17 protein-coding genes are annotated in these 21,965 nt (G+C 69.7%); 13 read left to right on the top strand and 4 right to left on the bottom strand.

The features are described from left to right. Positions 1-83 precede the first annotated feature (83 nt). A complete protein-coding gene (locus tag DQ384_RS07270; protein ID WP_114027908.1) occupies positions 84-1,319 on the top strand; it encodes a DUF6395 domain-containing protein in 1,236 nt (411 codons plus the stop codon). A 93-nt stretch (positions 1,320-1,412) separates the two neighbouring features. Here the strand turns inward: DQ384_RS07270 and DQ384_RS07265 are convergent, their stop codons facing one another. Continuing rightward, complete coding sequence (locus tag DQ384_RS07265) at positions 1,413-2,213, bottom strand: AfsR/SARP family transcriptional regulator (protein ID WP_181871076.1); 801 nt, start codon at positions 2,211-2,213, stop codon at positions 1,413-1,415. A gap of 189 nt (positions 2,214-2,402) precedes the next feature. Here DQ384_RS07265 and DQ384_RS07260 point away from each other — a divergent pair, with 189 nt between their 5' ends. Next, on the top strand, positions 2,403-8,630 hold the full coding sequence (locus DQ384_RS07260; protein ID WP_147268684.1) for a DNRLRE domain-containing protein: 6,228 nt from the start codon (positions 2,403-2,405) through the stop codon (positions 8,628-8,630). 228 nt (positions 8,631-8,858) lie between these two features. Continuing rightward, the gene (locus DQ384_RS07255; RefSeq protein ID WP_147268683.1) at positions 8,859-9,635 is read left to right on the top strand and encodes a hypothetical protein; all 777 of its coding nucleotides are present in this window, start codon (positions 8,859-8,861) and stop codon (positions 9,633-9,635) included. Positions 9,636-10,087: 452 nt separating this feature from the next. On the opposite strand, the gene DQ384_RS40300 is transcribed toward DQ384_RS07255, so the two are convergent. Next, positions 10,088-10,633 (bottom strand): hypothetical protein, encoded by a 546-nt coding sequence (locus DQ384_RS40300; RefSeq protein WP_147268682.1) that lies wholly within the window; start codon positions 10,631-10,633, stop codon positions 10,088-10,090. 296 nt (positions 10,634-10,929) lie between these two features. On the opposite strand from DQ384_RS40300, the gene DQ384_RS07245 reads away from it, so the two are divergent. Both DQ384_RS07245 and DQ384_RS07240 read left to right on the top strand, forming a co-directional pair. Beyond that, a complete protein-coding gene (locus DQ384_RS07245; protein WP_114027903.1) occupies positions 10,930-11,133 on the top strand; it encodes a hypothetical protein in 204 nt (67 codons plus the stop codon). Between the two features lie 412 nt (positions 11,134-11,545). Then, the gene (locus DQ384_RS07240; protein ID WP_114027902.1) at positions 11,546-12,040 is read left to right on the top strand and encodes a hypothetical protein; all 495 of its coding nucleotides are present in this window, start codon (positions 11,546-11,548) and stop codon (positions 12,038-12,040) included. Between the two features lie 45 nt (positions 12,041-12,085). Here DQ384_RS07240 and DQ384_RS07235 read toward each other — a convergent pair whose 3' ends face one another. Continuing rightward, entirely contained in the window at positions 12,086-12,301 is a 216-nt protein-coding gene (locus DQ384_RS07235; RefSeq protein WP_245966291.1) for a hypothetical protein, read from the bottom strand. Positions 12,302-12,448: 147 nt separating this feature from the next. On the opposite strand from DQ384_RS07235, the gene DQ384_RS07230 reads away from it, so the two are divergent. Beyond that, positions 12,449-12,913 carry a hypothetical protein gene (locus tag DQ384_RS07230; RefSeq protein WP_147268681.1) on the top strand — a complete coding sequence of 155 codons (465 nt, stop codon included), beginning with the start codon at positions 12,449-12,451 and terminating at the stop codon, positions 12,911-12,913. Positions 12,914-13,046: 133 nt separating this feature from the next. Then, the gene (locus tag DQ384_RS41090; RefSeq protein ID WP_181871075.1) at positions 13,047-13,205 is read left to right on the top strand and encodes a hypothetical protein; all 159 of its coding nucleotides are present in this window, start codon (positions 13,047-13,049) and stop codon (positions 13,203-13,205) included. A gap of 81 nt (positions 13,206-13,286) precedes the next feature. On the opposite strand, the gene DQ384_RS07225 is transcribed toward DQ384_RS41090, so the two are convergent. Beyond that, positions 13,287-13,640, bottom strand: coding sequence for a hypothetical protein (locus DQ384_RS07225; RefSeq protein ID WP_114027899.1), 354 nt, complete (start codon positions 13,638-13,640; stop codon positions 13,287-13,289). Between the two features lie 318 nt (positions 13,641-13,958). Here DQ384_RS07225 and DQ384_RS07220 point away from each other — a divergent pair, with 318 nt between their 5' ends. The 6 genes from DQ384_RS07220 (at position 13,959) to DQ384_RS42700 (ending at position 21,964) form a co-directional block, all read left to right on the top strand. Next, a complete protein-coding gene (locus DQ384_RS07220; RefSeq protein ID WP_114027898.1) occupies positions 13,959-14,192 on the top strand; it encodes a DUF2283 domain-containing protein in 234 nt (77 codons plus the stop codon). 297 nt (positions 14,193-14,489) lie between these two features. Next, on the top strand, positions 14,490-14,873 hold the full coding sequence (locus DQ384_RS07215; RefSeq protein ID WP_114027897.1) for a hypothetical protein: 384 nt from the start codon (positions 14,490-14,492) through the stop codon (positions 14,871-14,873). A gap of 493 nt (positions 14,874-15,366) precedes the next feature. Further along, a complete protein-coding gene (locus DQ384_RS07210; protein WP_114027896.1) occupies positions 15,367-16,209 on the top strand; it encodes a M55 family metallopeptidase in 843 nt (280 codons plus the stop codon). Positions 16,210-16,222: 13 nt separating this feature from the next. Further along, positions 16,223-17,926, top strand: a complete 1,704-nt coding sequence (locus tag DQ384_RS07205) for a flavin monoamine oxidase family protein (protein WP_342769376.1) — start codon at positions 16,223-16,225, stop codon at positions 17,924-17,926. Positions 17,927-17,987: 61 nt separating this feature from the next. Then, entirely contained in the window at positions 17,988-18,512 is a 525-nt protein-coding gene (locus tag DQ384_RS07200) for a YbaK/EbsC family protein (protein ID WP_220182824.1), read from the top strand. Positions 18,513-19,108: 596 nt separating this feature from the next. After that, positions 19,109-21,964: a serine/threonine protein kinase gene (locus DQ384_RS42700; RefSeq protein WP_245966290.1), complete on the top strand. Its 2,856-nt coding sequence runs from the start codon at positions 19,109-19,111 to the stop codon at positions 21,962-21,964. The last annotated feature ends 1 nt before the right edge of the window (position 21,965 follow it).

Genomic DNA, 21,965 nt, shown 5'->3' with positions numbered 1-21,965 from the left:
GGCGTGGCTCGTGAACGCGCGGCGGACGGCTTGCAGGGTTGGCGGCTCGTGAGGGGCGCGCGGGCGATTCGAGAGGTCGGCTCGTGAGGGTGGCGTGGGCGGCCGAGGACGGGGACTGGCGGCTTCGGCTATGGCTGGGGGCCGGGGAAGGGCTGACCGGTACCGTCACCGACGGGCAGGAGGTCGAGCTCGCCACCGACACCTGCCGGGTCCGCGCGCCGCGCCCCGCCGCCCCGGAGTCCGTCCATCCTGACCTGCTCGCCCTGGCCGCCTGGACGATCGTCGCCCCGTGGGCACGTGGACGGATCACCTTCGACCGCCCGATCTCCCCTCGATTCGCCGAGACGCTGCACAGTGGCTGGGGCATCGACGCCGGCCCGGTCGCCGGCACGCCGAGGCAGGGCGGCGCCCGGCTCGCGATCTCCTACAGCGGCGGCGCCGACTCCGCGGCCGTGGCGGCGATCCTGCCAGAGGCGCCGCTGATCCACTTCCGCCGCGTTCCTCACCCCCGCGTCCCGAACAGGTGGACGCACTACCGTTCCGACGTGCTCGCCGAGCTGGCGGCCAAGACCGGCCGGGACGTCACCGCCGTCGAGTCCGACCTGGAGTTCCTGCTACGTACCCCCCGTCCCGGATACCCCGAGCACCACGCGGTGACCGTCGGCGCGATCCTGTCGGCGGACGCGATGGACCTCGGCGGGGTGGCGCTGGGCTACGAGATCGGCTCACGGTGGCTCGGCGGCGGCCGGTACCTTCACCGGTACACGCCGGACAACCCGATGTGGTCGGCGCATGGCCCGTGGGGTCGCCTGTTCGCCGCGGCGGGCCTGCCGATCGTCCTGCCCGTGGCCGGCATCAGCGAGGCCATGACGATGCGCCTGGCACTCGGCTCCGATCTGCGTGACCAGGTGCGCTGGTGCCTGCGCGGCGACCTGCGCGGGCCGTGCGGCCGGTGCGGCAAGTGCCTGTACAAGGAGCTGATCCAGGCGGCGATCGAACGACGCCCGATGCGCACCACGATCACCGCCGACCGCCCGGTGGCCCGCAAATGGCAGCAACCCCCGCCATACGGTGGCCAGGAGATGATCGAGTACGGCTGCGCCCACGTCCCCGGCATCGAGACCACCCCCTTCGCCCGCGCCGCCGAATACCTGAAGGCCACCCCCGAATCCACCGCCTGGCTGGAACGCTGCTACCCCCACGCCGTCGAAGAGATCCCACCCCGATGGCGAAAGCACATCGCCTCGTTCATGGAAACCGAATTCGGCTACATGACCCCGGACGACGTCCACCGAGTGGAGACCTGGGGCCACCCCTGAAGTCCCACCACCGACTCGCCTCGACCCGCCGCGCACGCGAGATGCGGCTTGCTCCTTGAGTGCGGCATGAGACGGCGCAGGCGTCGCGCGGTTTCACCGCATCGACAATCGCCAGAACTCCCGGTTCCCGTTCTCCGGCAGCAACGCCGGATCGTCCCGGAGAATTCGCTGATGCAGGTCCCGCACATCGGCCCCCGGCTCCGTGCCGACATGCGTCACCAGCGCGTGCCTTAGGTTTCGATAGACGTCCAACGCCTCGGCATGCCTGCCCGAACGGTGGAGGGCGAGCATCAATTGTCCATGAGGGCGTTCCCGCAACGTGTGCGCGGAAGTCCACGCGCGGAGCCGGCCGATCAATTCCCAATTGCGGCCCAGCCTCAACTTCACGTCGAAGAAGTCCTCCGTGGCCGACACATGTTCTTCCCGTAACCGCCCCGCCCACGGGGCCAGGTCCCCGGCCAGGTCGATCCCGTGAAGAGGGTCCCCACGCCAGAGTCCCAGAGCCTTCTCCAGAAGCTCGTACGCTCGTCTCGGGTCGCCGTCGGCAAGTCGTCGGCGGCCTTCCGCGACGAGGAGATCGAACGCCGCCGCATCGAGGTCCTCGTGCCCCACCATGAGCGCGTAGCCGTTCCTCGACGTCACGATTCGCGGTTCCGGCAGGTGAGTGGACGAGAGCAGGCGCCGTAATTGGAATATGTAGGTCTTGAGATTGCTGTCGGCGGACTTCGGAGGGCGGCCATCCCACAGGTGCTCGACCAGATAGGACTGGGATACGGCGACGTTCGCGTGGAGCAGGAGAAGCGCCAGAAGACCTCGGTTCTTCCTCCTTGAAATGTCGATGAACTTTCCGTCGTGATCGCTGACCGAAAGAGGTCCGAGCACACGAAACAGCACGGCATCCGCCCCCGTGGCGTAGCATCCGATCCCCACTGACCCCGCTACCTTAAAACTTCCTGTGAACCGTGACAAGATCGGTTCAATACGCGCGGTACATTTTCGATGTGCCGCGCGTATGCCGCGAATATGCCGAGCATTTCGTACCTTCCACGTGTACATCCACTGGTCGCAACACGTGGAGTAAACGTGGCCTCACTGTCCATCAAACCCCCGCAGGCGGCGCCACCGCCCAGAAGAAGGACCCGCCTGAAAGCCGGTGTGGCGGCGCTGACCCTGGCCGTAGGCGTTTCCAGCCTGCCAGGCGTTCCCACGGCATCCGCCACGGCGGTCCCGCCCGCCGCCAAGCGGGCCGCCGTCCCCGAGCGCGTCACCGAACGTCCCGACCGCGTCTCGGCGGCGCTCGCGGCGCGCCTGCAGGGCAGCCGCGTCCTGATCACCGGCGAGACCACCGAGTCCAGCCAGACCTACGCCAACGGGGACGGAACCTTCACCGCCGAGACCGTTAGTGGTGTGGCCCGGGTCCAGAAGGACGGCCGCTGGGCACCGGTGGATCCCCGGCTCTTCGACGCGGGGAACAGCGTCCTGAAGGCCAGAGCCGTGAAGCCGGACTTGGAGTTCTCCGCCGGAGGGCGGACGCCGTTCGCGAAGATGACCAGGGAGCCGGGCAAGTCCCTGGCGTTGTCCTGGCCGTCTGAGCTGCCCAAGCCGACCATCAAGGACAACACGGCCACCTACACCGGGGTCGCCGGGCCGGGCGGGGACCTGGTCGTCACCGCTCTGCCCACGGGCATGCGGTTCGACATCGTGCTGCGGGAGCGTCCGCGCGGGGACGTCGAGTTCAAGGTCCCCCTCAGGACCGAAGGGCTGACCGTGGGCACCACCGCGGACGGCCGCCTGGAGTTGACCGGGGGGAAGAAGAAGCTGGTCGCCGCCGCGGCCGCGCCCGCGATGTGGGAGGCGGGAACGTCCGGCAAGGTCGCCGCGACCCACGGGCGCCGGGGTGACCGAGGACGCCTGGGCAAGATCACCGGAACGGTGGAGGGCAAGGACGGCGGCCAGGCGCTGGTGCTTCGCCCCGACCCGTCGTTCCTCGCCGACCCGGCGACCAAGTATCCGGTCACCGTCGACCCGACCGTGCTGCTGCCCCTCAACGACGACACCGACGTCAGCAGCATCTTCGTGGACGACAACAACTCCGCCGGCGAGTTCATGAAGGCCGGCACCGAGGCCACCGGCGACAAGGACCGCGCCTACCTGCGGTTCAACACCACCGGCCTGCCCTCGGTCGTCACCGCCGCCCAGCTCGTGCTGCGCAACGTGGACGCCCCCTCCTGCGGCCCCACGGTCGGTGCGGGCATCCAGGTCCGGCAGGTCACCAGCGCCTGGGACGGCTCGCTCATCGACTGGTCCCCCCAGCCCACCAACACCACCACGGGCGCCGTCACCAGCACCGAGGGGTCCCAGGCCGGGGTGTGCGGCAGCGGCTACATGAAGTGGAACATCACCGGCATCGTCCAGGCCTGGGCCGGCGGCGCCGCCAACCACGGCCTGGTGCTGCGCGCCGCCTCGGAGACCGCGACCGCGAACTACCGCGTGTTCACCTCCTCCGACGAGACCATCGAGTTCAACAGCCCACCGAAGCTTTCCATCACCTACGCTGCAGCTCCGGCCACCGGGACGCTCTCCACGGCACCGTCCGCCACCTCCGGCGGCACCACGCTCAGCGCGTCCACGACCCCGACCCTGCGCGCTCAGCTCAACGACGCGGACGGCGGGACGCTGACAGGCGAGTTCGCGGTCGAGCATGATCCGGCCGACACGGCGCACGGCACCGGCGCAATCTGGTCCGGCAGCGTCACCGGCGTCGCGGCAGGATCCGACGCCTTGATCAAGGTGCCCGCCGCGACGCTGGCGGAAGCCTGGAAGATCCGGTGGCGTGCCCGGGCCTACGACGGCGGCCTGTACTCGTCATGGTCGAATTGGCAGTACGTGACCATTGACAGCACCGCGCCTACCGCCCCGGCCGTCGCCTGTTCGAGCTACCCTTCGGGGGCGTGGTCCCCCAAGCAGCCCGCCGCCGTCGGCTGCACGCTCGACAGCGACGCCGCAGACTTCTCGTGGGGCCTGGACGACCCGTCGGCCCCCGAGCGGGCGACCGGCGATCCGGCGTCCATCACGATCGACCCCGCCGACGGCCTGCACACCCTCACGGTGACCGCCACCGACGCGGCGGGCAACATCTCGCCGGTCACCCGGTACACCTTCGGTGTGGGCACGGGTGAGGTGATCAAGCCCGCGCAGGCCGACCGCACGCAGGGCGCGGTGACCCTCGCCTCCAGGGCCGAACCGGGTCGTACCTCGGTCCGGTACGAATACCGCTCCACGGTCACCGGCGCCGGGAGTTGGGCCGCGATCCCCACGGCGGACGTGAGCGTGCCGGGCTCCCCCGGCCCCATCGTGTCCTGGCCGCAGACCCGCGCGAACACCGCCCAGGACTTCGCGGACCTGTACTGGAACGTGGCCGTGACCCTGGCGGGCCGCGGGGACGGGCCGGTGCAGGTGCGTGCCTGCTTCCCCGGGTCGCCCGAGAAATGCTCAGACCTGGTGACCTTCACGCTGGAGGCCACGGCCTTCGGTTCCTCGTACGCGACCAGAGAACTCGGTCCGGGCGGCGTCGCCCTGCTGACCGGCGACTACGGGGTCCAGTCCGTCGACGCCAGCGCCTTCGGGCTCGCCGTCAGCAGGGGGCACACCACGCTCGCCCCGCCGTCGGCCGGGGTCTTCGGACCCGGCTGGGTCGCGTCCCTTCCCTCCGGCGCGTCGGCCGTCTCCGGCATGACCTTCGAGGACCATTCCAGCGACGGATACGTGCTCTTCACCGGCCCCGAAGGTGGGCAGCTCACCTACACCCTGCAACCCGACGGCACCTTTGCCGGTGTCGGCGACGCGGCGGACGGCTCCACGGTGACCAAGAACTCCGCCACCCAGTTCACACATGACGACGCCGGAGGCGTGCGAACCGTGTACGCCCTGTCCGGCGGATCGTGGGGGGTGACACAGGTCGACGAGCCGGGAGACGAGAACACCAGCGCCTACGTGTACGACGCGCAGCGCCGCGTCACCCGCATGATCGCCCCCGCCCCGGCTGGCGTCACCTGCTCGGGCACGCTGGTGACCGGCTGCAAGGCCATGGACATCACCTACGCGACGACCACGACCGCCACCGGCGTGACGTCCGGATGGGGTGACTACGCGGGGCAGGTGAAGCAGATCTCCTACATCGCCTACGACCCTGCGACATCCGCGATGAAGACGACCGCGGTGGCGTCGTACGCGTATGACACGACGGGGCACCTCCGCCAGGTCACCGACCCGCGGACGGCTCTGTCGACCGTGTACCAGTACAACGCCGAAGGGCGCATCTCGCAGCTCACACCGCCGGGACTCAACCCGTGGCGCATGGAGTACGACAACCAGGGTCGCATCGCCCATGTCCAGCGAGAGGCCGGGACCACGGACCTCACCCACACGATCTCCTACGGCGTCCCGCTCAACAGCCCCGTTGACGTGACCGGCGCCCAGGCTGCCGCGTGGGGCCAGACCTCCGGCCTTCCCAGAACCGGCACCGCGATCTTCCCGCCGTCCCGGGTGCCCCCGCGCGGCGGCGACGGGGCGTACGCGCCCACCGGCACCGACTACCCCTACGGGGTGATCACGTACCTGGACGTCAACGGGCGCGCCGTGAACGAGGCGTCGTTCGGAGCCGGAGCCTGGCAGGTCTCCAGCAGAACCTACGATGACGGCGGCCACATCGTCTGGGCGCTCTCTGCGGGCAACCGAGCGCTGGCGCTGACGCCGACGGCCGATGTCGACCCGTTCGTCGCGGGCCGGCCCACCTCAGCGGAACGGGCCGCTCTGCTCTCCGTCACCAGCACCTACAACGGCCTCGGCGATCTGGTCTCATGGGACGGGCCCGCCCATCGGGTCATCCTCAGCTCGGGATCGGTCGTGACGGCGCGGCAGCACACCGAGAACACCTATGACGAGGGCAAGCCGGATCCGCAGACGGACTACCAGCTCTTAACCACGACCACGGTCAAGCCGCTCGTCCTCAACGGGACCGCCGCCGCCGCACCGGCGGACACTCACAGCGTCAAGCTAGGTTACGCGCCGATCATCGCGGGCGATACCTCGGGATGGGACCTTCGGAAGTCCACGACCACGACGACCGTTGTGGGCGGCGGCAACGATGTGGTGGAGTACCAGCGCTTCGATGCGGCCGGCAGGGAAATCGAGCGCCGGACGCCCAAGTCGAACGGATCCGATGCAGGAACCACGACCACGGCCTACTTCACCTCGGGTGCCCATCCGACGGTGAGCGCCTGCGGCAACAAGCCGCAATGGGCCGGGCTTCTCTGCAGGACCGGGCCAGCCGCGCAACCGGTCGGCGTGGTGCTCCCGATCACCACGACCACATATGACTACTACGGCCAGACAGCACGGGTCACGGAAACCTCCGGCACCACGGTACGTACGACCACCACGCTCCTCGATTCGGCTGGCCGGCCAAAGACGGCGCAGATATCGGTGGCCCCTGCGGCTGCGGGTGGTACGGCGGTGCCCGACACCACCCTCACCTACGACGCGGCGACCGGACTACAGACCCATGTCACGGCCGGGGGATCCACCGTCGTGACGAGCTATGACGCGCTCGGCAGGGTGCAGTCCGTCACCGACGCGGAAGGCAACGTGGCGACGACGACCTACGACACCGCGGGAAGGGTCGCGACCCTCGGCGATGGCAAGGGCACCTCCACGTTCACCTACGGCGGGACGGACGCGCTCGGCAAAACCGAGCGGCGTGAGGTCCCAACTGCCATCACCGCCTCCGGGGTGGGCACGTTCACCGGAGCCTACGACGGCGACGGGCAGCTCATCTCGCAGGGACTACCGAACGGTCTTACCGCGACCGGCCGATATGACGTCACCGGAAAGCGGGTCGCGCTGACCTACTCGAAGGGCACCGCGTCATGGCTGGCATTCTCCAGCGTGCCGGACATCGACGAGCGGACGGTGCTTAACTCCGGGCCCGGCGGTAGCGTTCAACGTTATTCCTATGACAGTGTGGGGCGCCTCAAGAAGGTCGCCGACACCTACGCGGGGACCTGCGCCACGCGCCAGTACGACTTCGACAAGAACACCAACCGGAGCGGCCTCACGATCTATGGGGCGGCCGCCGGAGGGGCTTGCGCCACCTCCACCGTGGTGGAGAGCCAGACCCACGCTTACGACGCCGCGGACCGGGCGACCGACAGCGGTTACATCTACGACACCCTCGGCCGCACTATTCAGGTACCGGGGGATCAGGTCGCGGGCGGAGGCGACGTCAACGTGACCTACCACGCCAATGACCTGGTCGCCGATCTCACCCAGGGAGCGCTGACCAAGACGTTCACGCTGGATCCGCTGCACCGGATCCGGACCGTGGAGAGTCAGGGCGGCCTGGTGACCGGCACCGTGGTCAACCACTACGCGGGAGACGGAGACTCGCCCGCCTGGATCACCGAGCTGGACGGCACGTGGACCAGGAACGTCACCTGCCTCGCCGGAATGGCCGCGATCCAAAAGAGCGACGGATCGGTCAAACTTCAGATCGGCGACCTACGCGGAAACATCATCGCAACCGTGGACAATACGACCACGGCGAGCGGAGTCGACGCGTACTTCGAGCAGACCGAGTACGGTACCCCTCGCGACCAGAACATCGTCAATCCGGACCGCTATGGGTGGCTCGGCGGCAATCAGCGCCCCGCGGACGCACTCGGCGGCATAATCCTGATGGGCGCCCGGCTCTACAACCCTCACACAGGACGGTTCCTGCAGATGGATCCCGCACAAGGGGGAAGCTGCAACGACTACGATTACACGTGCGCCAGTCCTGTCGAAAACGTCGACCTTGACGGCAGGGCCGGCATTCCTGCTGACGAATATCAGAACTGCCTCTACCTTCTGTCGGTCAAGGAATGCTTGTGGGGGTTCAGGCTGGCAGAGGTGGCCAAGGACTACGACAGGAAATATCATAGGTCGTGGTTCAACTCCCCAACCGACAAAAGGAACCAAATGGGCAAGGACGGCAGCACGGCCAATGCTTTCCGCCATGCCTTCTGGAACGCCATGATGGTCTTCTACTTCACCCTCAAGATGGCACGGGTCATTGCCGACAATCATGAGCTATACGGGAAAGAGACGACATACTCAAGGGCGGATCTGCTGAACAACACTCTCGGTAGGAATATCGGCCTAGGGCTCAAGGCCAAGTATCGGAGCCGTACCTACGCCCAGATCGCGACGGCGGTGCGAGGGTACCGGCTCAGCTACTGGTGCACGAACGGCAAGCGAACCTACCAATGCTAGGCGAGTATTGAGAACGGGGCCCGGGACGCATGTTCCGGGCCCCGTTGTTCCGTCAATCTTCACCGACAGAGAGGAACGCTCGTGGCGCGGAGGGCGAAATGGCAGGTCATGGGCCTGGCGGTGGTGTTGGCTGCGCTCGGGGTTCCTTTGAGCGCGTGCCTGTCGGCGGGGTCTGGGGTGTTCGATGCCGCGCGTCCGCCGGGGGCGCCGGGCAGGGTGTGGACGCTCGTGATCGATCCGAGCACCGACTACGACGACGGTTATGTCGTCGACAAGGACGGCGACGCGGTGGACCTCCCGTCCTGCGGCGAGAACCCGAGTTCGGGGAAGGGTGGGCTGCTCAGCCGTTCTGGGAGATCACTCGCGGTGTCCGGATGTTACGACACCAGGGCTCAGGAGTACATCGTCAAATTATTCACCGAGGACGCCTGGGGCGTTTCCATCCCGGGACTCGGGCCGATGGCCTGGGCGGACGATTCCCATTTCCTCACCACCTCGATCGAGCCCGACGGTCCGATCCTCGAATACGCCATCTCAGGCGGCCGGGCGTTGATCTCGCGGTCGTACAAGGCTCCGGGCCGCGTCGACGCGCTGTCGGCCGGCGCCTCGGAGAAGATGTTCGCCTACGCGTACGCGACGGGCAGAGGCGGTTACCAGATCGGCGTGGAGAACCGCGAGACCGGCCGGCACTACGAGATCCCGTTCAAGGGGAGGATCGACTACCTGGCCTGGCTGCCGGACGAGTCGGCTCTGGTCGTCCAGCGCGCCACGGAGTTGTACCTCGTCCCCGCGGGGGAGGGGACGGCTCGGCCACCGGCCAGGGCGCTCACGAAGGTGGACCGGTCATGCATCCTGGTGGACCCCACACGGCACGGCGTCGGACTGTGGTGTGAGGGCAAGTCCGACATTACGCAAATATCCGCGACCGGAGCGACCAAGGTGGTCGCCCAGATCGATTCCACCGGACCCAGCGTGGGCATCGCCTCCGACGCCGTAACGTGGTGACCGCCGTCAGGTGGACCCCCGCCGCACGTCGATGACCGCCACGGCGGGGCGGCCGGGCGATCAGCGTGACCGAGGGTGCCGATGGAGATCAGTGACCGGTCGTCCCGGCACCGTGTCCCTGCTCACCGGCGACTACTCGATCAGCGCCACCGACGTCAACGCCTTCCGGGCTGTCGGCCACCAGTCCTCCAGGCAGCCAGTGGCTGGCCGCCGGCGTCACCGTCATGTACTGGGCCGTGCTCTCCTTGTTCGCCTTGGCCGGGCTCAGGCGGCACCCCCGCACCGTGATCTCCGTGCAGCCGTCTCCGGCAGCTCCCCAGCCCACCGACGATCTGCGCGAGGATCTCGCCGAAGCCAATCGGCGCCTGGAACAGCTTGAGCGCGCCGCCAACGACCCAGTTCGCGGCGGCGGGCCGCCGCGAACTGGACGACGATGAGGGGGCGAAGAGGACTCAGCTCCAGTCGCCCGAGTCGTCGTCATTGTCGGCGTACCACACGTTGGTGCATTGCCGGCCGCCGTTGTGCAGGATGCACACTCGCACGGCTCGATGGGCTCCATCGATCCTAGGCGTCGAATAGGTGCCGTTCGAGCCGGCGGTGACCTCGCAGTAGTCCCATGTTCCGCGCGCTTCGACCTCGTGGGTGCGCAACCAGTTGTGGTCGGCGTTAGGGCCTGTGACAGTGAAGTTGGAGCGGTCGATGCCCATCACGTCACCTGCGCTGAGATTCGCCTCCGCGCGGGCGGAAGCGTTGGCCCGATTGCTGTAGAGACGCACAGTTTTGCCGTGGAGGGTCGCCGGGTATTTGAGATCGCCGGTGGGGCCCTCGTCATATTTGACCTCTCCGTCGCCTAGGGCGTTCCAGGCTCCGGAGTGACAGGCATTAGCGGCGTGCGCGGCTGATGGGGCGCTCACCGAGACTGCGACCGACAAGGTGGCGCCGAGCAGAGCGGCCAAGGTAACGTGGCTGGCCGTCGTGGTCTTCGTGCGATGAGTCATTGGGGATCCCCTCAATCTGTTCGATTCCTAGTGCTGTGCCTTGTATGACCGCAACGGGACGAGTCAGGAATAGCCTGAGCGGGCGGTAGTACGAAAAGTCACATCCCGAGCGCGTTCGGCCGCCTCGTCCCCTCAACGGCCCAGCCGATCTTCCTTCAACCTGCCGGGAGACAGAAGGGGGGCGTTGTGCAGCGTTGTGCACACTTGGTTCGGCCTGGCCAGGTGGGCGGCTACTTCACCTGGCCAACCCCGAATTCCGGGCCGCCAAGGCGGGATCCCGGCAACGGACCGGCAGCTTGGCGATCCCGCCGGACACCCCGCCGGGAGTCGAATGGCAGGCGCTCCGCATCGCCTGCGACCGAGCCGAGGAACTGGCCGGCGCGGCGTATGCCCGCATCACCGATGACCGGCTCGACAAGCTGGCCGCCGAACTGCTGGCCACCCCCGTTGCCCGTGTCAGGGCGCTCGCGTGCGCGCGTAGAGGTGTCCGAAAGTCGTGAAAGTCCATGCGTGCCCCCGCGCGCGCGTAGCGGTGTCCCGAAAATCCCGAAATTCCCTTGGAACCTGTCGCTGATCCTCTGTCGAATAGTTCACTGGAGGCGTCGCCGCGCGCCCGCGCGGAAGTGCCTCAGGAAACTCACGAAAGCCTGGTCACGAGGGTGGCCGGTGTTCTGGCAGTTTCGCCAGGAGGTCTCGCGCACACGCGCGCGTAGGAGTGTCGGAAAACCCGCGCCCACCTGGCCGCCTAGGTAGGTAGGTGGTTGCGTAGGCAAGCACCTAGCAGGGTCGACGCCTGGCTGCCGGGGGCTCTCAGGGCACCGGCTGTAACCAGCTTGCAGATGTCGTGAAGGCACGTTGCAAGTGGACTGGCTTTTACTGCGGACAGCATCGTCCTCACCAAAGGAGATCCCGGTGAACCGCATCGTCCGCTTTCTCGGCCTCAGTGCCACCGCAGGAGCCCTTTCCCTGGGCCTTTGCGCACCCGCTGCCGAGGCATCCGCCCTGGCCGACCGGACCGCGACCGTCAACATCACGTTCGACATGATGGATTACGAGAATTTCGGCAAGAACGAGCGCTGCCGCCACAACCTCCTGCGCAGCAAAACGGGGCGCATCGGCGGGCCGGCCACGAACTTCAAGGCCTGGGCGACGTGCGGTGGAGAGATCCGCACCGAGATCCATTACCGGCTCCGGTGGGCCGCCCCGGGCATTCTGACCGTCGACAACATCGTCATCTGGTTCTTCGAGGGTGACAGCGCGGATACTCCCTGGCTGAAGGGCAAGGGGAGCATCGGCACGTTCATGCTCTGGATGGGGCAGACCGCCACCAGGCAGATCCGAGTGCAGAACGATGCGGACGGGCAACCTGACGACCGCACCATCCTGACGTTCACCGTGAGCAACTGACAGCGGACTCCGTGGCCCTCGGTCTAGTCCAGGTGCCCGCGCGGGTCACCAGGCGGGGAGCTGCTGCGCCCGCGGCCCGGGGCCGGGGGCGTCGAACAGGTCGAGCTGCCCGGCGCCGGCGTCGCCCTGGCCCTGGAGCTTGAGGCAGCGGCGGCAGGTGACCGGCCCGTGGTCGGGGTGGGCGGCGCCGGGGTCCCAGCCGCTGACGCCGACCATGCACGCCGGGCCGGGCATCAGGTGCCCGCCGAGCCACCGGGTCATGGCGACCTGGTGCACGATGCCCGACGAACGCACCCGCAGGTGCGCCCCGCCGGCGTAGGCCGCGCGGGCGGCGGCCGCGATGTCGGCCAGCCAGCCGACCGGCTATGGCGCTGGACGACTAGGTGCCGGCGGCTCAGAATCCCGGATATGCGTCTAGATCATGGAGCGATCTTCGACCAGCCCGACCTCGTGGAGGCCGGTGACCAACCCGAGGTTGTGGCCGTCACCTACGTCGCGACCGCCACCCGGACCGGAAAGCGGTGGACCGCCGTCGCCCGCGATCTCCCCGGCGGGCGCACCGTCCAGGCTGAAGGCGCGAGCTGGGGCGAGGTGAGGCGGAACGTGGCCGACCTCGTCTTCGAGGCACACAACGCCGATGCCGGCATCGGCGCCCTCCAGCTTGTCCCCGCCGACCCGGAAGCCGCGGCCGCGGTGGTGGACGTCATCGCCGCCCGCTCAGCGCGGATTCTCGCCGAGCAGGCCGAGCGCGACGCCGTCCGCCATGCCGTCCGCCTCCTCATCGGCGAGGGGTGGAGCCCCCGCGACATCGGCAGCGCCCTGCTGCTGTCGCACCAGCGCATCTCCCAGCTCGCCCCCGGCGCCACCACGTAAGGCATTTGAGCACGGCGTCCTGACAGGCGCCTGCCGCGCTGCCGCAAGACCCGCGCAACGCGCTCGCCAGCGTGCGGCGCACGGCGAAGACGTCGCCGAAAGAATCCGGAGCATCCGGGGTAGGCCCTGGAGCATGACCAAGCACACGCCATGGGACAAGGAAGCCGCCGCCCGGGTGCAGTCGGCGGCCGCGAAGAACCCCGACAGCGCCAGCGCACGCGATGGCCTCGACCGTGAGGCTCAGTCTCGGGCGGACCAGAACGAGCACGAGGACCAGGACGACGAGGACTGAGCGAAGGACTGGCAACCCAGGTTGCCGCCGAACGGCGTGTTGCCGAATGGTGCTTCGGGCGCCAGGACGGCGACCGGCTTATCAGCCCCTGGAGCGATAACGGCTGAGCGTGTCGGCGTGCTCCAACAGCGCCCCATGCAGCTTGTCCATCGCGTCGGCGTGCTCGCTCAAGGCCCTTGAGTGTTCGGTCAGTGCCGCAGTCTGCGCCGCCGCTTGGTCATGGCCGTGGCGCAGCTCGTGGTACATCGCCTGCAGCATCGACAACTGCGCATCGGCCAACCGCTCGACACGTGTCCGCGCATTGATCTCGGCCGCCGTCAAGTTGTCGTAGCCGATGTAGCCGTATGCCTGCACGGCGTCCTGGTAGTGCATCTCGGCGAGGGCCCGGTCATCCTTGGGGCCGTCCTCAGCAGGGGGCTCGAAGGTCGTGTCCACGTGCCCGACGGTAACCGGCGCCGTCGACTGACAACTGCCGAATTGTGCTTGTAGGTCATCAAGGGGCGGCGGCCGCGGCCGCGCGGCAGGGCCGCAGGCCCTTGGCCGCGGCCACACCGCCCTGGCGTCCGGGAGGAGCGGGTCGCGCCCATCATCCCTTCTGTGGTCACATTGGGGGCGGCCCGTGGATTCGCCATTTTCGTTCTGCTATCGGCCAACTCGTATTTTGTAGGAGAGCGTCCGATCCGTTGGGAGCTCGTTTCGAGCCGCACCTCCCCTGCGGGCGAGGTGCGGCCTTCTTGGGTGAGGAGGTCTGAGATGAAGGTGACTTATGATCGCGAAGTCGACGCCGCGTACATCGAACTGGTCGAGACCGGTCCAGGGGAAGCGGTCGAACAGAGGGTCTTCGAAATTCCGCCCGAGACCGAAATGATCCTGGACCTGGATAGGAACGGGTTCCTCCTGGGAGTCGAGCTCTTGGGAGCCTCGAAAGTCCTGAGAAGTGAACTGCTCGCGCGTGGCGAAGAAGAACTGGATAGAGAGACGCCGTGACAAAGGGCCGGCGGCGGGCGAGTGACGCACTGTCACCCTCAGCTCGCTCCCGAGCGAAGGCCATACTGCACGCCGGGGCGTGGTCGCGTTCGTTGTCGCGGGCTTGTGCTACGCGATACTATTCGCCGTCTCCGCAGCGCTCAAGGCTCGTCATTGCGGTCCTGGTCATATAGCTAGTCGTACACGGATACACGGGCTTGGGCGCGGGAGGGACCGGTACGAGAAGAGTCGGAACGGCCGGTTCGCGATCGCCGGGTTGGGTGTGGCCTCGGCCAGGGACTTTCGAGGGGCTTCAAGTTGCTGGTCGAGTTCGTTGTTGAGATGTTTCTTGAGTTCGTCGCGGCCCTGTGGGTCGAGTTACGGTCCGCCAATACCAGGGCGAAGTATCAGTCAGGGGTGGAGGTGCGGATCCCCTGCAAAATGCGTTTCGTGGACCGTTCCGGCAGGCGTTGGCGGCGAGGGAGGCTGATACTGCAAGGCTCCTCGTTCCGGTGGCGGTTCTCGGCGGTCTCGGTTGCGGACATCGTCGATATGTCGTCTCCTGGCGTCTACGGCGTGACGAGGAGGCGGAACAGGGTGTTCCATGGTGCCGTCGGCGGTGAGCGGGCCGAGTTCCTGGTGCGGGCGCCGGACGTCGAACTGGTGCGTTCCGCTGTCGGTCCTGGAAGCCTCTGGGGTTGAGTTTCGGCATGCGGCGTGATTTCAGTTCGGGGGACCTGTGGCGATGAGGTGGCGGCCATGGGCCGGACGATGGGGTTTCGCCGCCGGTTGCTGCGGGCTCGTGTACGTGGGGGCGGTGGGTAATGCCGTCTTCAGTGATCACCAGTCGTGGGGGGCGGGGTTGGTGAGAGGTGTGATTCCCACCCTTTTGGTGGCTCTTGTGGTGGTCGCTGCCGAGTGGGGGCGTGGGGGTGTGGACAGGCGTGGTGGGCGCGACCGTGGTCAAGCGGTTCACCAGGGCCGTTCACCGGGTGACAGTGGGTTCACGGGCTGAGAGTGGTTCATCGGGGGTGAGTGGTTCGCCGGGTGACCTCGGGGAGGTGGGGGCTCGAGGGGGAGATCGGGGACGGCGGCCGGGGTGATCGGCCTGGTTGTGGCCGTTGAGGTGTTACAGGGGCGGGTGTGGGTGTATGGGCGGCGGTGGTGGTGGCGGGGTGGGAAACTGGGTGGTGCGATGAGGGTTTACGTGTCGGTGGATATGGAGGGCGTGACGGGGCTTACCGACCCCGAGGAGATGCACGCCGGAGGTCGTGGGTACGAGCGTGGCTGTGAGCTGATGACCGCCGACGCCAACGCGGTGGTCGCGGGCGTCTGTGAGGCGGGGGCGACGGCGGTGGTCGTCAACGACGCGCACGGGTCGACGAAGAACCTACGGGTCGATCTGCTCGATCCGCGTGCCTCGCTGATCCGGGGGCCGGGCAAGCCGATGCGCATGGCGCAGGGGCTGACGGGGGAGTTCCAGGCGGCGTGCTTCGTCGGGTACCACGCCCGCGCCGGGGTCCGGCACGGGGTGCTGAACCACACGTGGATGGGCAGGGAGATCCAGAACGTCTACCTGAACGGCGAGGTCGTCGGCGAGGCCGCGCTGGTGGCCGGGTTCGCCGGGTTCTTCGGGGTGCCGGTGGCGCTGGTCACGGGCGACGAGGCGGTCTGCGAGGAGGCCCGGTCGCTGCTCGGGGACGTCGAGACGGTCGCGGTGAAGAAGGGCGTCGACCGGTTCGCCGCCGAGCTGCTGACGCCGAGCGTCGCGCAGGCGCTGATCCGGGAGGGCGCCGCGCGGGCGCTGAACCGGCTGGGCGACTTCCGGCCGTACGTCGTCCCGCTGCCGGTCACGCTCGGCGTGGAGTGGAACTCGACGGCGATCGCCGCCGCCTGCTCGCTGGTGCCCGGCACCCGGCAGGCCGGTCCCCGGCACACCGAGTTCACGACCGAGGACTTCCGGGACATCATGGGCCTGCTCGGCCTGTACGCGTCGATCGCGGGCCAGGTGGCCTGCGGCAGCGGCATCTACGGCTGACCTCGGCCGAGTCGTGGAAAACGAGGGAAACGAGGGGTTACCGCGGCGCGCCGCCGACTCGCTGACGCGGCGTTCGCTGCTCGTGGGCATCGGCGCGGCCGGGGGCGCGGGCGCGATGTACGCCGCGATGGGCGTGCTGGGCCTGGCCCCCACCGAGACGACGGCCCCGGTGCCCCCCACGGGCGGCGGGCCGTCCCCGGCGCCGTTCGTCCCGCCGCAGCGGTCGGACTTCACGTTGCGCGGGGGTTCGGCCGCGAAGGTCCTCGTGCTGGGGGCCGGCGTGGCGGGGCTGGCGTGCGCGTACGAGCTGGGCAAGGCCGGGTACGACTGTACGGTGCTGGAGGCCCGCGACCGCGTGGGGGGCCGCAGCATGACGCTGCGCGGCGGGGACGTCGTCAGCGAACTGGCCGAGGTACCCGGGAGTGGGGCGCACACGTCCGCCCCAGTGCCGCCCCTCACGGCGGGTACGCCGTCGCCGGGGGCACGCGGGGAGACGCAGCGGGTCACGTTCGGCGAGGGGACGTACTTCAACGCGGGTCCGGCGCGGATCGCACAGTGGATGGTGACGCTCGACTACTGCCGTGAGCTGGGCGTCCCCCTGGAGGTGTTCGTCAACGGCAACGCTGCCGCCTACGTGCTCACCGGCGGCATGCGCGCGCCCGCGCGCGTCCGCACGGCCCGCGCGGACGCCTACGGGTACATCTCCGAGTTGCTGGCCAAGGCCACCGACGCCGGGGCGCTGGACACCCGCCTCACCGGGGCCGACAAAGAGCGCCTGCTGGACTTCCTCTCCCATTTCGGGGACATAGGCGCCTCGCACGCCTACTCCGGCGGTGAGCGCCGGGGGTACCGCGTCGATCCGGGGGTGGGGACGGGCGCCGAGCTGGGCCCGCCGCCACCGCTGACGGACGTGCTGAGCGCGCGGCTCGGCCGGGTGCTGACCATGGACGCCGGGTACGAGCAGGCGATGCCGATGTTCCAGCCGGTCGGCGGCATGGACGCGATCGTGCGCGCGCTGGCGGCCCGCGTCGGGGCGGCCCGCATCCGGACGGGCACCCGCGTCACGAAGATCATGAACCGGCCGGACGGGGTCGAGGTGACCGTCGAGGGCGGGGCGTCGCTCCGGGCGGACTACTGCGTCGCCGCGCTGCCGCCGCACCTGCTGGCGAAGATCCCCGGCAACCTCGGCGCCGACGTGCAGTCAGCGCTGGCCACGCCGGTGCCGCTGTCCGCGGGGAAGCTGGGCCTGGAGTACGGCCGCCGGTGGTGGGAGATCGAGGACCGTATCTATGGCGGAGCCACCGAGACGGACCTGGACATCGGGCACATCTGGTACCCGTCGTACGGGTTCCACGGCGAGCGCGGCCTGGTCGTGGGCTACTACAACACCTCTCAGGACGCCGAGGCTTACGATCGGCTGCGCCACCGCGAGCGCCTGCGCCGCGCGCTGGTCCAGGGCGCGAAGATCCACGGACGCGCGTACGCCAAGGGCATCCTCGCCGCGGTGTCGGTGGCCTGGCGGCGGCAGCCGCACATCGAGGGGGCCTGGGTGCGCTGGCCGTCGATGAGCGGGTTCTCGCTGCTCCAGCGCCCGGCCGGGCGGGTCTACTTCGCCGGCGACTGGCTCACGCACCTCATCGCCTGGCAGGCGGGGGCCTTCGAGTCCGCCCGTAAGGTGGTGACCGAGCTTCATCACCGCGTACTGAAGGAGAGTTGACCTCCGTTCCTCCCTCGCCTCAAGGGTGGGGGGCCTCGACGCTCAAGGAGTTCTGATGACCATGGCACTGGGCACGCTCGACTGGGTGCCCGCGCGTGACCGGCGCGACCTGCTCGCCGGCCCGGTCGCCCGCGCCCTGGACGGCCTGGCCGACGACGTCGCGGTGGCGCCGATCGACCCCGCGCTGGCCGACACCGCCGCCTTCTGTGAGCGGTACGGGGTTGCGCTGGAGGACTCGGCGAACTGCGTTATCGTCGCCGCCAAACGGGGAGGCGAGACGCGGTACGCGGCCGTCATGGTGCTCGCGACGATGCGCGCCGACGTCAACGGGGTGATCCGCCGGCATCTGGACGCGCGCAAGACGTCCTTCGCCCCGCAGGCGGACGCGGTGGAGATGTCCGGTATGGAGTTCGGCGGCATCACGCCCCTGGGCCTGCCGGAGGAGTGGCCCGTTCTGGTCGACGCCGAGGTGGCGCGGCGGCCGTTGGTGGTGATCGGCAGCGGCATCCGGGGCTCCAAGCTCGCCCTGGCCGGCGAGGCGCTCACGCGGCTGAAGACCGCCGAAGTGGTGGCCCTCGCGCAGTGACCCGCGCGGGGTCCGGAATGGGTGGCGAGCCTCGCGAGTTCGGGCGTCAGCGGTGACCGTCGCGAGTCCGGCATCATCCGTGATCTTCGTGAGTTCGTCCCAGGGTGACGCCGGGGAGCCGGGCATCGGGGAAGACCTCCGCGAGTCCGGAGTCAAGGGAGACCCACCCGGCCCCGGAACCCGCGGTGACCCGCGCGGGCCGGGGACCATTTGACGATGACTTTCCCGTCTTGGGAAACCGATGACCCGCCGTCGACCGTTGTACTACCGGGAATGTGGCCTCATGGTTCACTTATGTGTGGGGTTTAAGCCGGTATGGTGCTACGTGCCGTCAAGGACCACGGGCTGACGTCCGTGGCGAGTTCTCCTGCCCACATCAGGCGAGGTGGGCGAACCGGTGGCCGGCGGCGGGGGTCCGGTCGACTGCCGGTGGGCGTTGAGGGGCGCCTGCCGCACGCGCGCGTGGTTCCGGCGGCAGGCCATGCCGTCGATCGCCGGCCGATGCCCGAGGGCATTGCGCTCGGTAAGCAAGATGTGACAATTGGAGCAAGGCACCTTCCTCCGGACACGAAACCCGGGGCACCGCCGGAGATCAGATGAATCATGACGACCGATTGGGCCCCTACCGGCTGCTCCGGCGGCTCGGTGAGGGCGGCATGGGCGTGGTCCACCTCGCGCTCGACTCCCAGGGGCGGCAGGTCGCCGTCAAGGTGCTGCGCGCCGAGGTGACGGGGGACGACGTCGCGCGCCGCAGGCTCGCGCGCGAGGTCGAGACCATGCGGCGGGTGCGGAGCCGCAACATCGCGGAGGTGCTCGACGCCGACGTGACCGGCAGCCGTCCCTACATCGTGACCAGGTACGTCCCGGGAATGCCGCTGGACGACACGGTCAAGCGCGACGGGGCGCTGGCGGTCGGCGCGCTGCTGCGGGTGGCGCACGGCGTGGCCGAGGCGCTGGCGGCGGTGCACGCGGCGGGGGTCATCCACCGCGACCTCAAGCCGGGGAACGTCCTGCTGCTGGACGGCGAGCCCGTCCTCATCGACTTCGGCATCGCGCAGGCCGTCGACGCCACCCGGCTCACGCAGACCGGCATGTTCATCGGCACGCCCGGCTACCTCGCGCCCGAGATCATCGAGGGGCACGAGGCCGGGCCGGAGGTGGACGTGCACGCCTGGGCGGGCACGCTGCTGTACGCCGCGACCGGCCAGCCGCCCTTCGGCAAGGGCACGCTGGAGATGATCTTCTACAACATCACCGCCGGCCGGGCCAACGTCGAGGCGGCCCCGGCGCTGCTGCGCCCGCTGCTGCGCGCCGCCTTCCAACGCGACCCGGCCAAACGGCCCACGGCGGCCGAGTTGGCCGCGCAGTTATCGCGGCTGGTGCCCCCGCGCGGGGGGCAGGGGCGGGCGAGCGTGCCCGACGAGGTGATGACGCTTCCGGACATGCCGCCGGACGACCAGCCGCTGACGGGGCCGCCTCCGGGTACCCGGCCGGTCCGCACCGGCCCGTCCCGCGCCGAGCCGCCCCGCACGGGCCAGTCCCTGCTGCCCGAACCGGTCGCGGGAGGCCCGGTGGGCGCGTCCGCCACCGGCCCGGCGGTCCCGGGTGTCCCCGTAACCGGAGTTCCCGGCGTGCCGGGCGTGGCGCTGCCCGGTGTGGGGACGCCCGCCGCGGCGTCTTCCGGACGGCCTGGGGGCGGTCCGGCCGAAGAGTACGTGTCGCTGCTGGGCGACGCCCCGAAGGGCGCCAGGCCGGGGGAGCCGTGGCCGACCGTGCGCGTGACCGGGGAGCAGCTGCGCGAGGCGGGGCTGGAGGGCGACACGCCCACCGTCCGGCCGCGTGCCGGGGACCTCCAGCCCGGGCGCGTCGCCGAGGGCGACCTGCCGACGCGGTTCGCCCCGCCCGGGCAGTCCCGTCCGTGGAGTGAGGCCCGGCCCGGGTCGTACGACCAGGGCGAGGTGCCCACCCGGCGGGTGCGGCCGGAGGAACTGAAGGAGGCCGACGCCAGGCTGGGGCGTCAGATGGGGCTCGGGCCCGCCACCGGGGCCACGGGCGCGCCGGCCCGGCCGGGTACGGGTCCCCACCAGGGCTATGGCACGGGCTCCCAGCCCGCGCAGGGCACAGGGGCGCAGCCGGCGCACGGGACAGGGGCGCAGCCGGCGCACGGCACAGGAGGGCAGCCCGCGCCGGGGACGGGGTCCCAACCAGGCCGGGGGACGGCATTCCAGCCCGGCCAGGGGACCGGGTCCCGTCCGCAGGGGACGCCGTCGCATGGACAGGGCGTCGGGTCGCACGGCCAAGGCACAGAAGGCACGCAAGGCCCAGGGGCGCACGGGCAAGGCGTGCACGGGCAAGGCGCGCACGGTCAGGGCGCAGGGGCGCAGGGCCATGGCGTCCCGCCTCGCGGGCAGGGGATGACATCCTCTGCCGCGCCGGGCACGTCACCCGTGCGGGGCACAGGGGCGAATCCCGCCCAGGGGGCCGCGCCCTCCCGCGGGCTCGGGGCGAGCCCGCCGCAGGGGGCAGGTCCCACGCTGGGGTCGGGGCCAACGTACGGGGCGGGTCCCGCGCATGGAGCGGGTTCCACACACGGGGCGGGTTCCGCGCCTGGGTCGGGTCCCGCGCATGGAGCGGGTTCCGCGCATGGAGCGGGTTCCGCGCACGGGGCGGGTCAGCAGGGGCGGGCCGGTGGGGCGGGCGGGCGTCCGTACCCGCAGGCCCTGTTCGAGCAGTCGCCGGACATCTTCGAGAGGACGCCGCACATCCGCCAGCAGCAGGCCCCGTCGTACGTCCCGACCATGCACCTGCCCCCGGGTGCGACGCCGGACCTCGGCGCGGCCCCGGCCGGCCTGCGCGCCGGCTCGCCCGTGTACGGCGTGGCGAGCGTGCTCGCGCTGGTCCTCGTGATCGCCGCCGCGGTGCTGGCGCCCGTGGTGGTGGCGGTGGTGGTCCTCCTCGGCGCCGTGCTGCTGCGCGCCGCCGACATCGCCCAGCCCGCGTCCGGGGAGGGGCGCCCGGCGAGCGCGGCCGACCTGTTGCGCGTGTTCGGACGTCCAGGCGCGCTGCTGAAGTCGATCGGGCTGACGATCGCGCTGGTGCCGTACGCGCTGATCCTCGGCGTCCCGGTGGCACTGGTGCTGGCCTTCCTGGTCAGGAGCCTTCCGTCCGGCCTCGTGCTGAGCTGCGGGGTCGCGGTCTCGTTGTGGATCATCTGCGCCGGGCCCGGCATCGAGGGCCCGGGGCGGCAGATGAACCGCACGTTCGCGGCCCTTTTCCCCTCCAAAGGGGCGGCCATCGGCGTCGCCTGCGTGCTCGGGGTACTGGCCGCCGGCGCGGCTTTGTACGCGGTGACCACGCTCATCGCGCCGTCGGGAGAGGCAGTCTGGAGTCCAGTGGAGATGAGCGAGTGGCTGACGAGACTCGTCGATCAGCTTCGGGAAAAGGCAGGATGAC

This window comes from Sphaerisporangium album (assembly GCF_003323745.1).
Lineage (GTDB): Bacteria > Actinomycetota > Actinomycetes > Streptosporangiales > Streptosporangiaceae > Sphaerisporangium > Sphaerisporangium album.
This window is presented reverse-complemented; position numbering and strand designations above follow the sequence as displayed.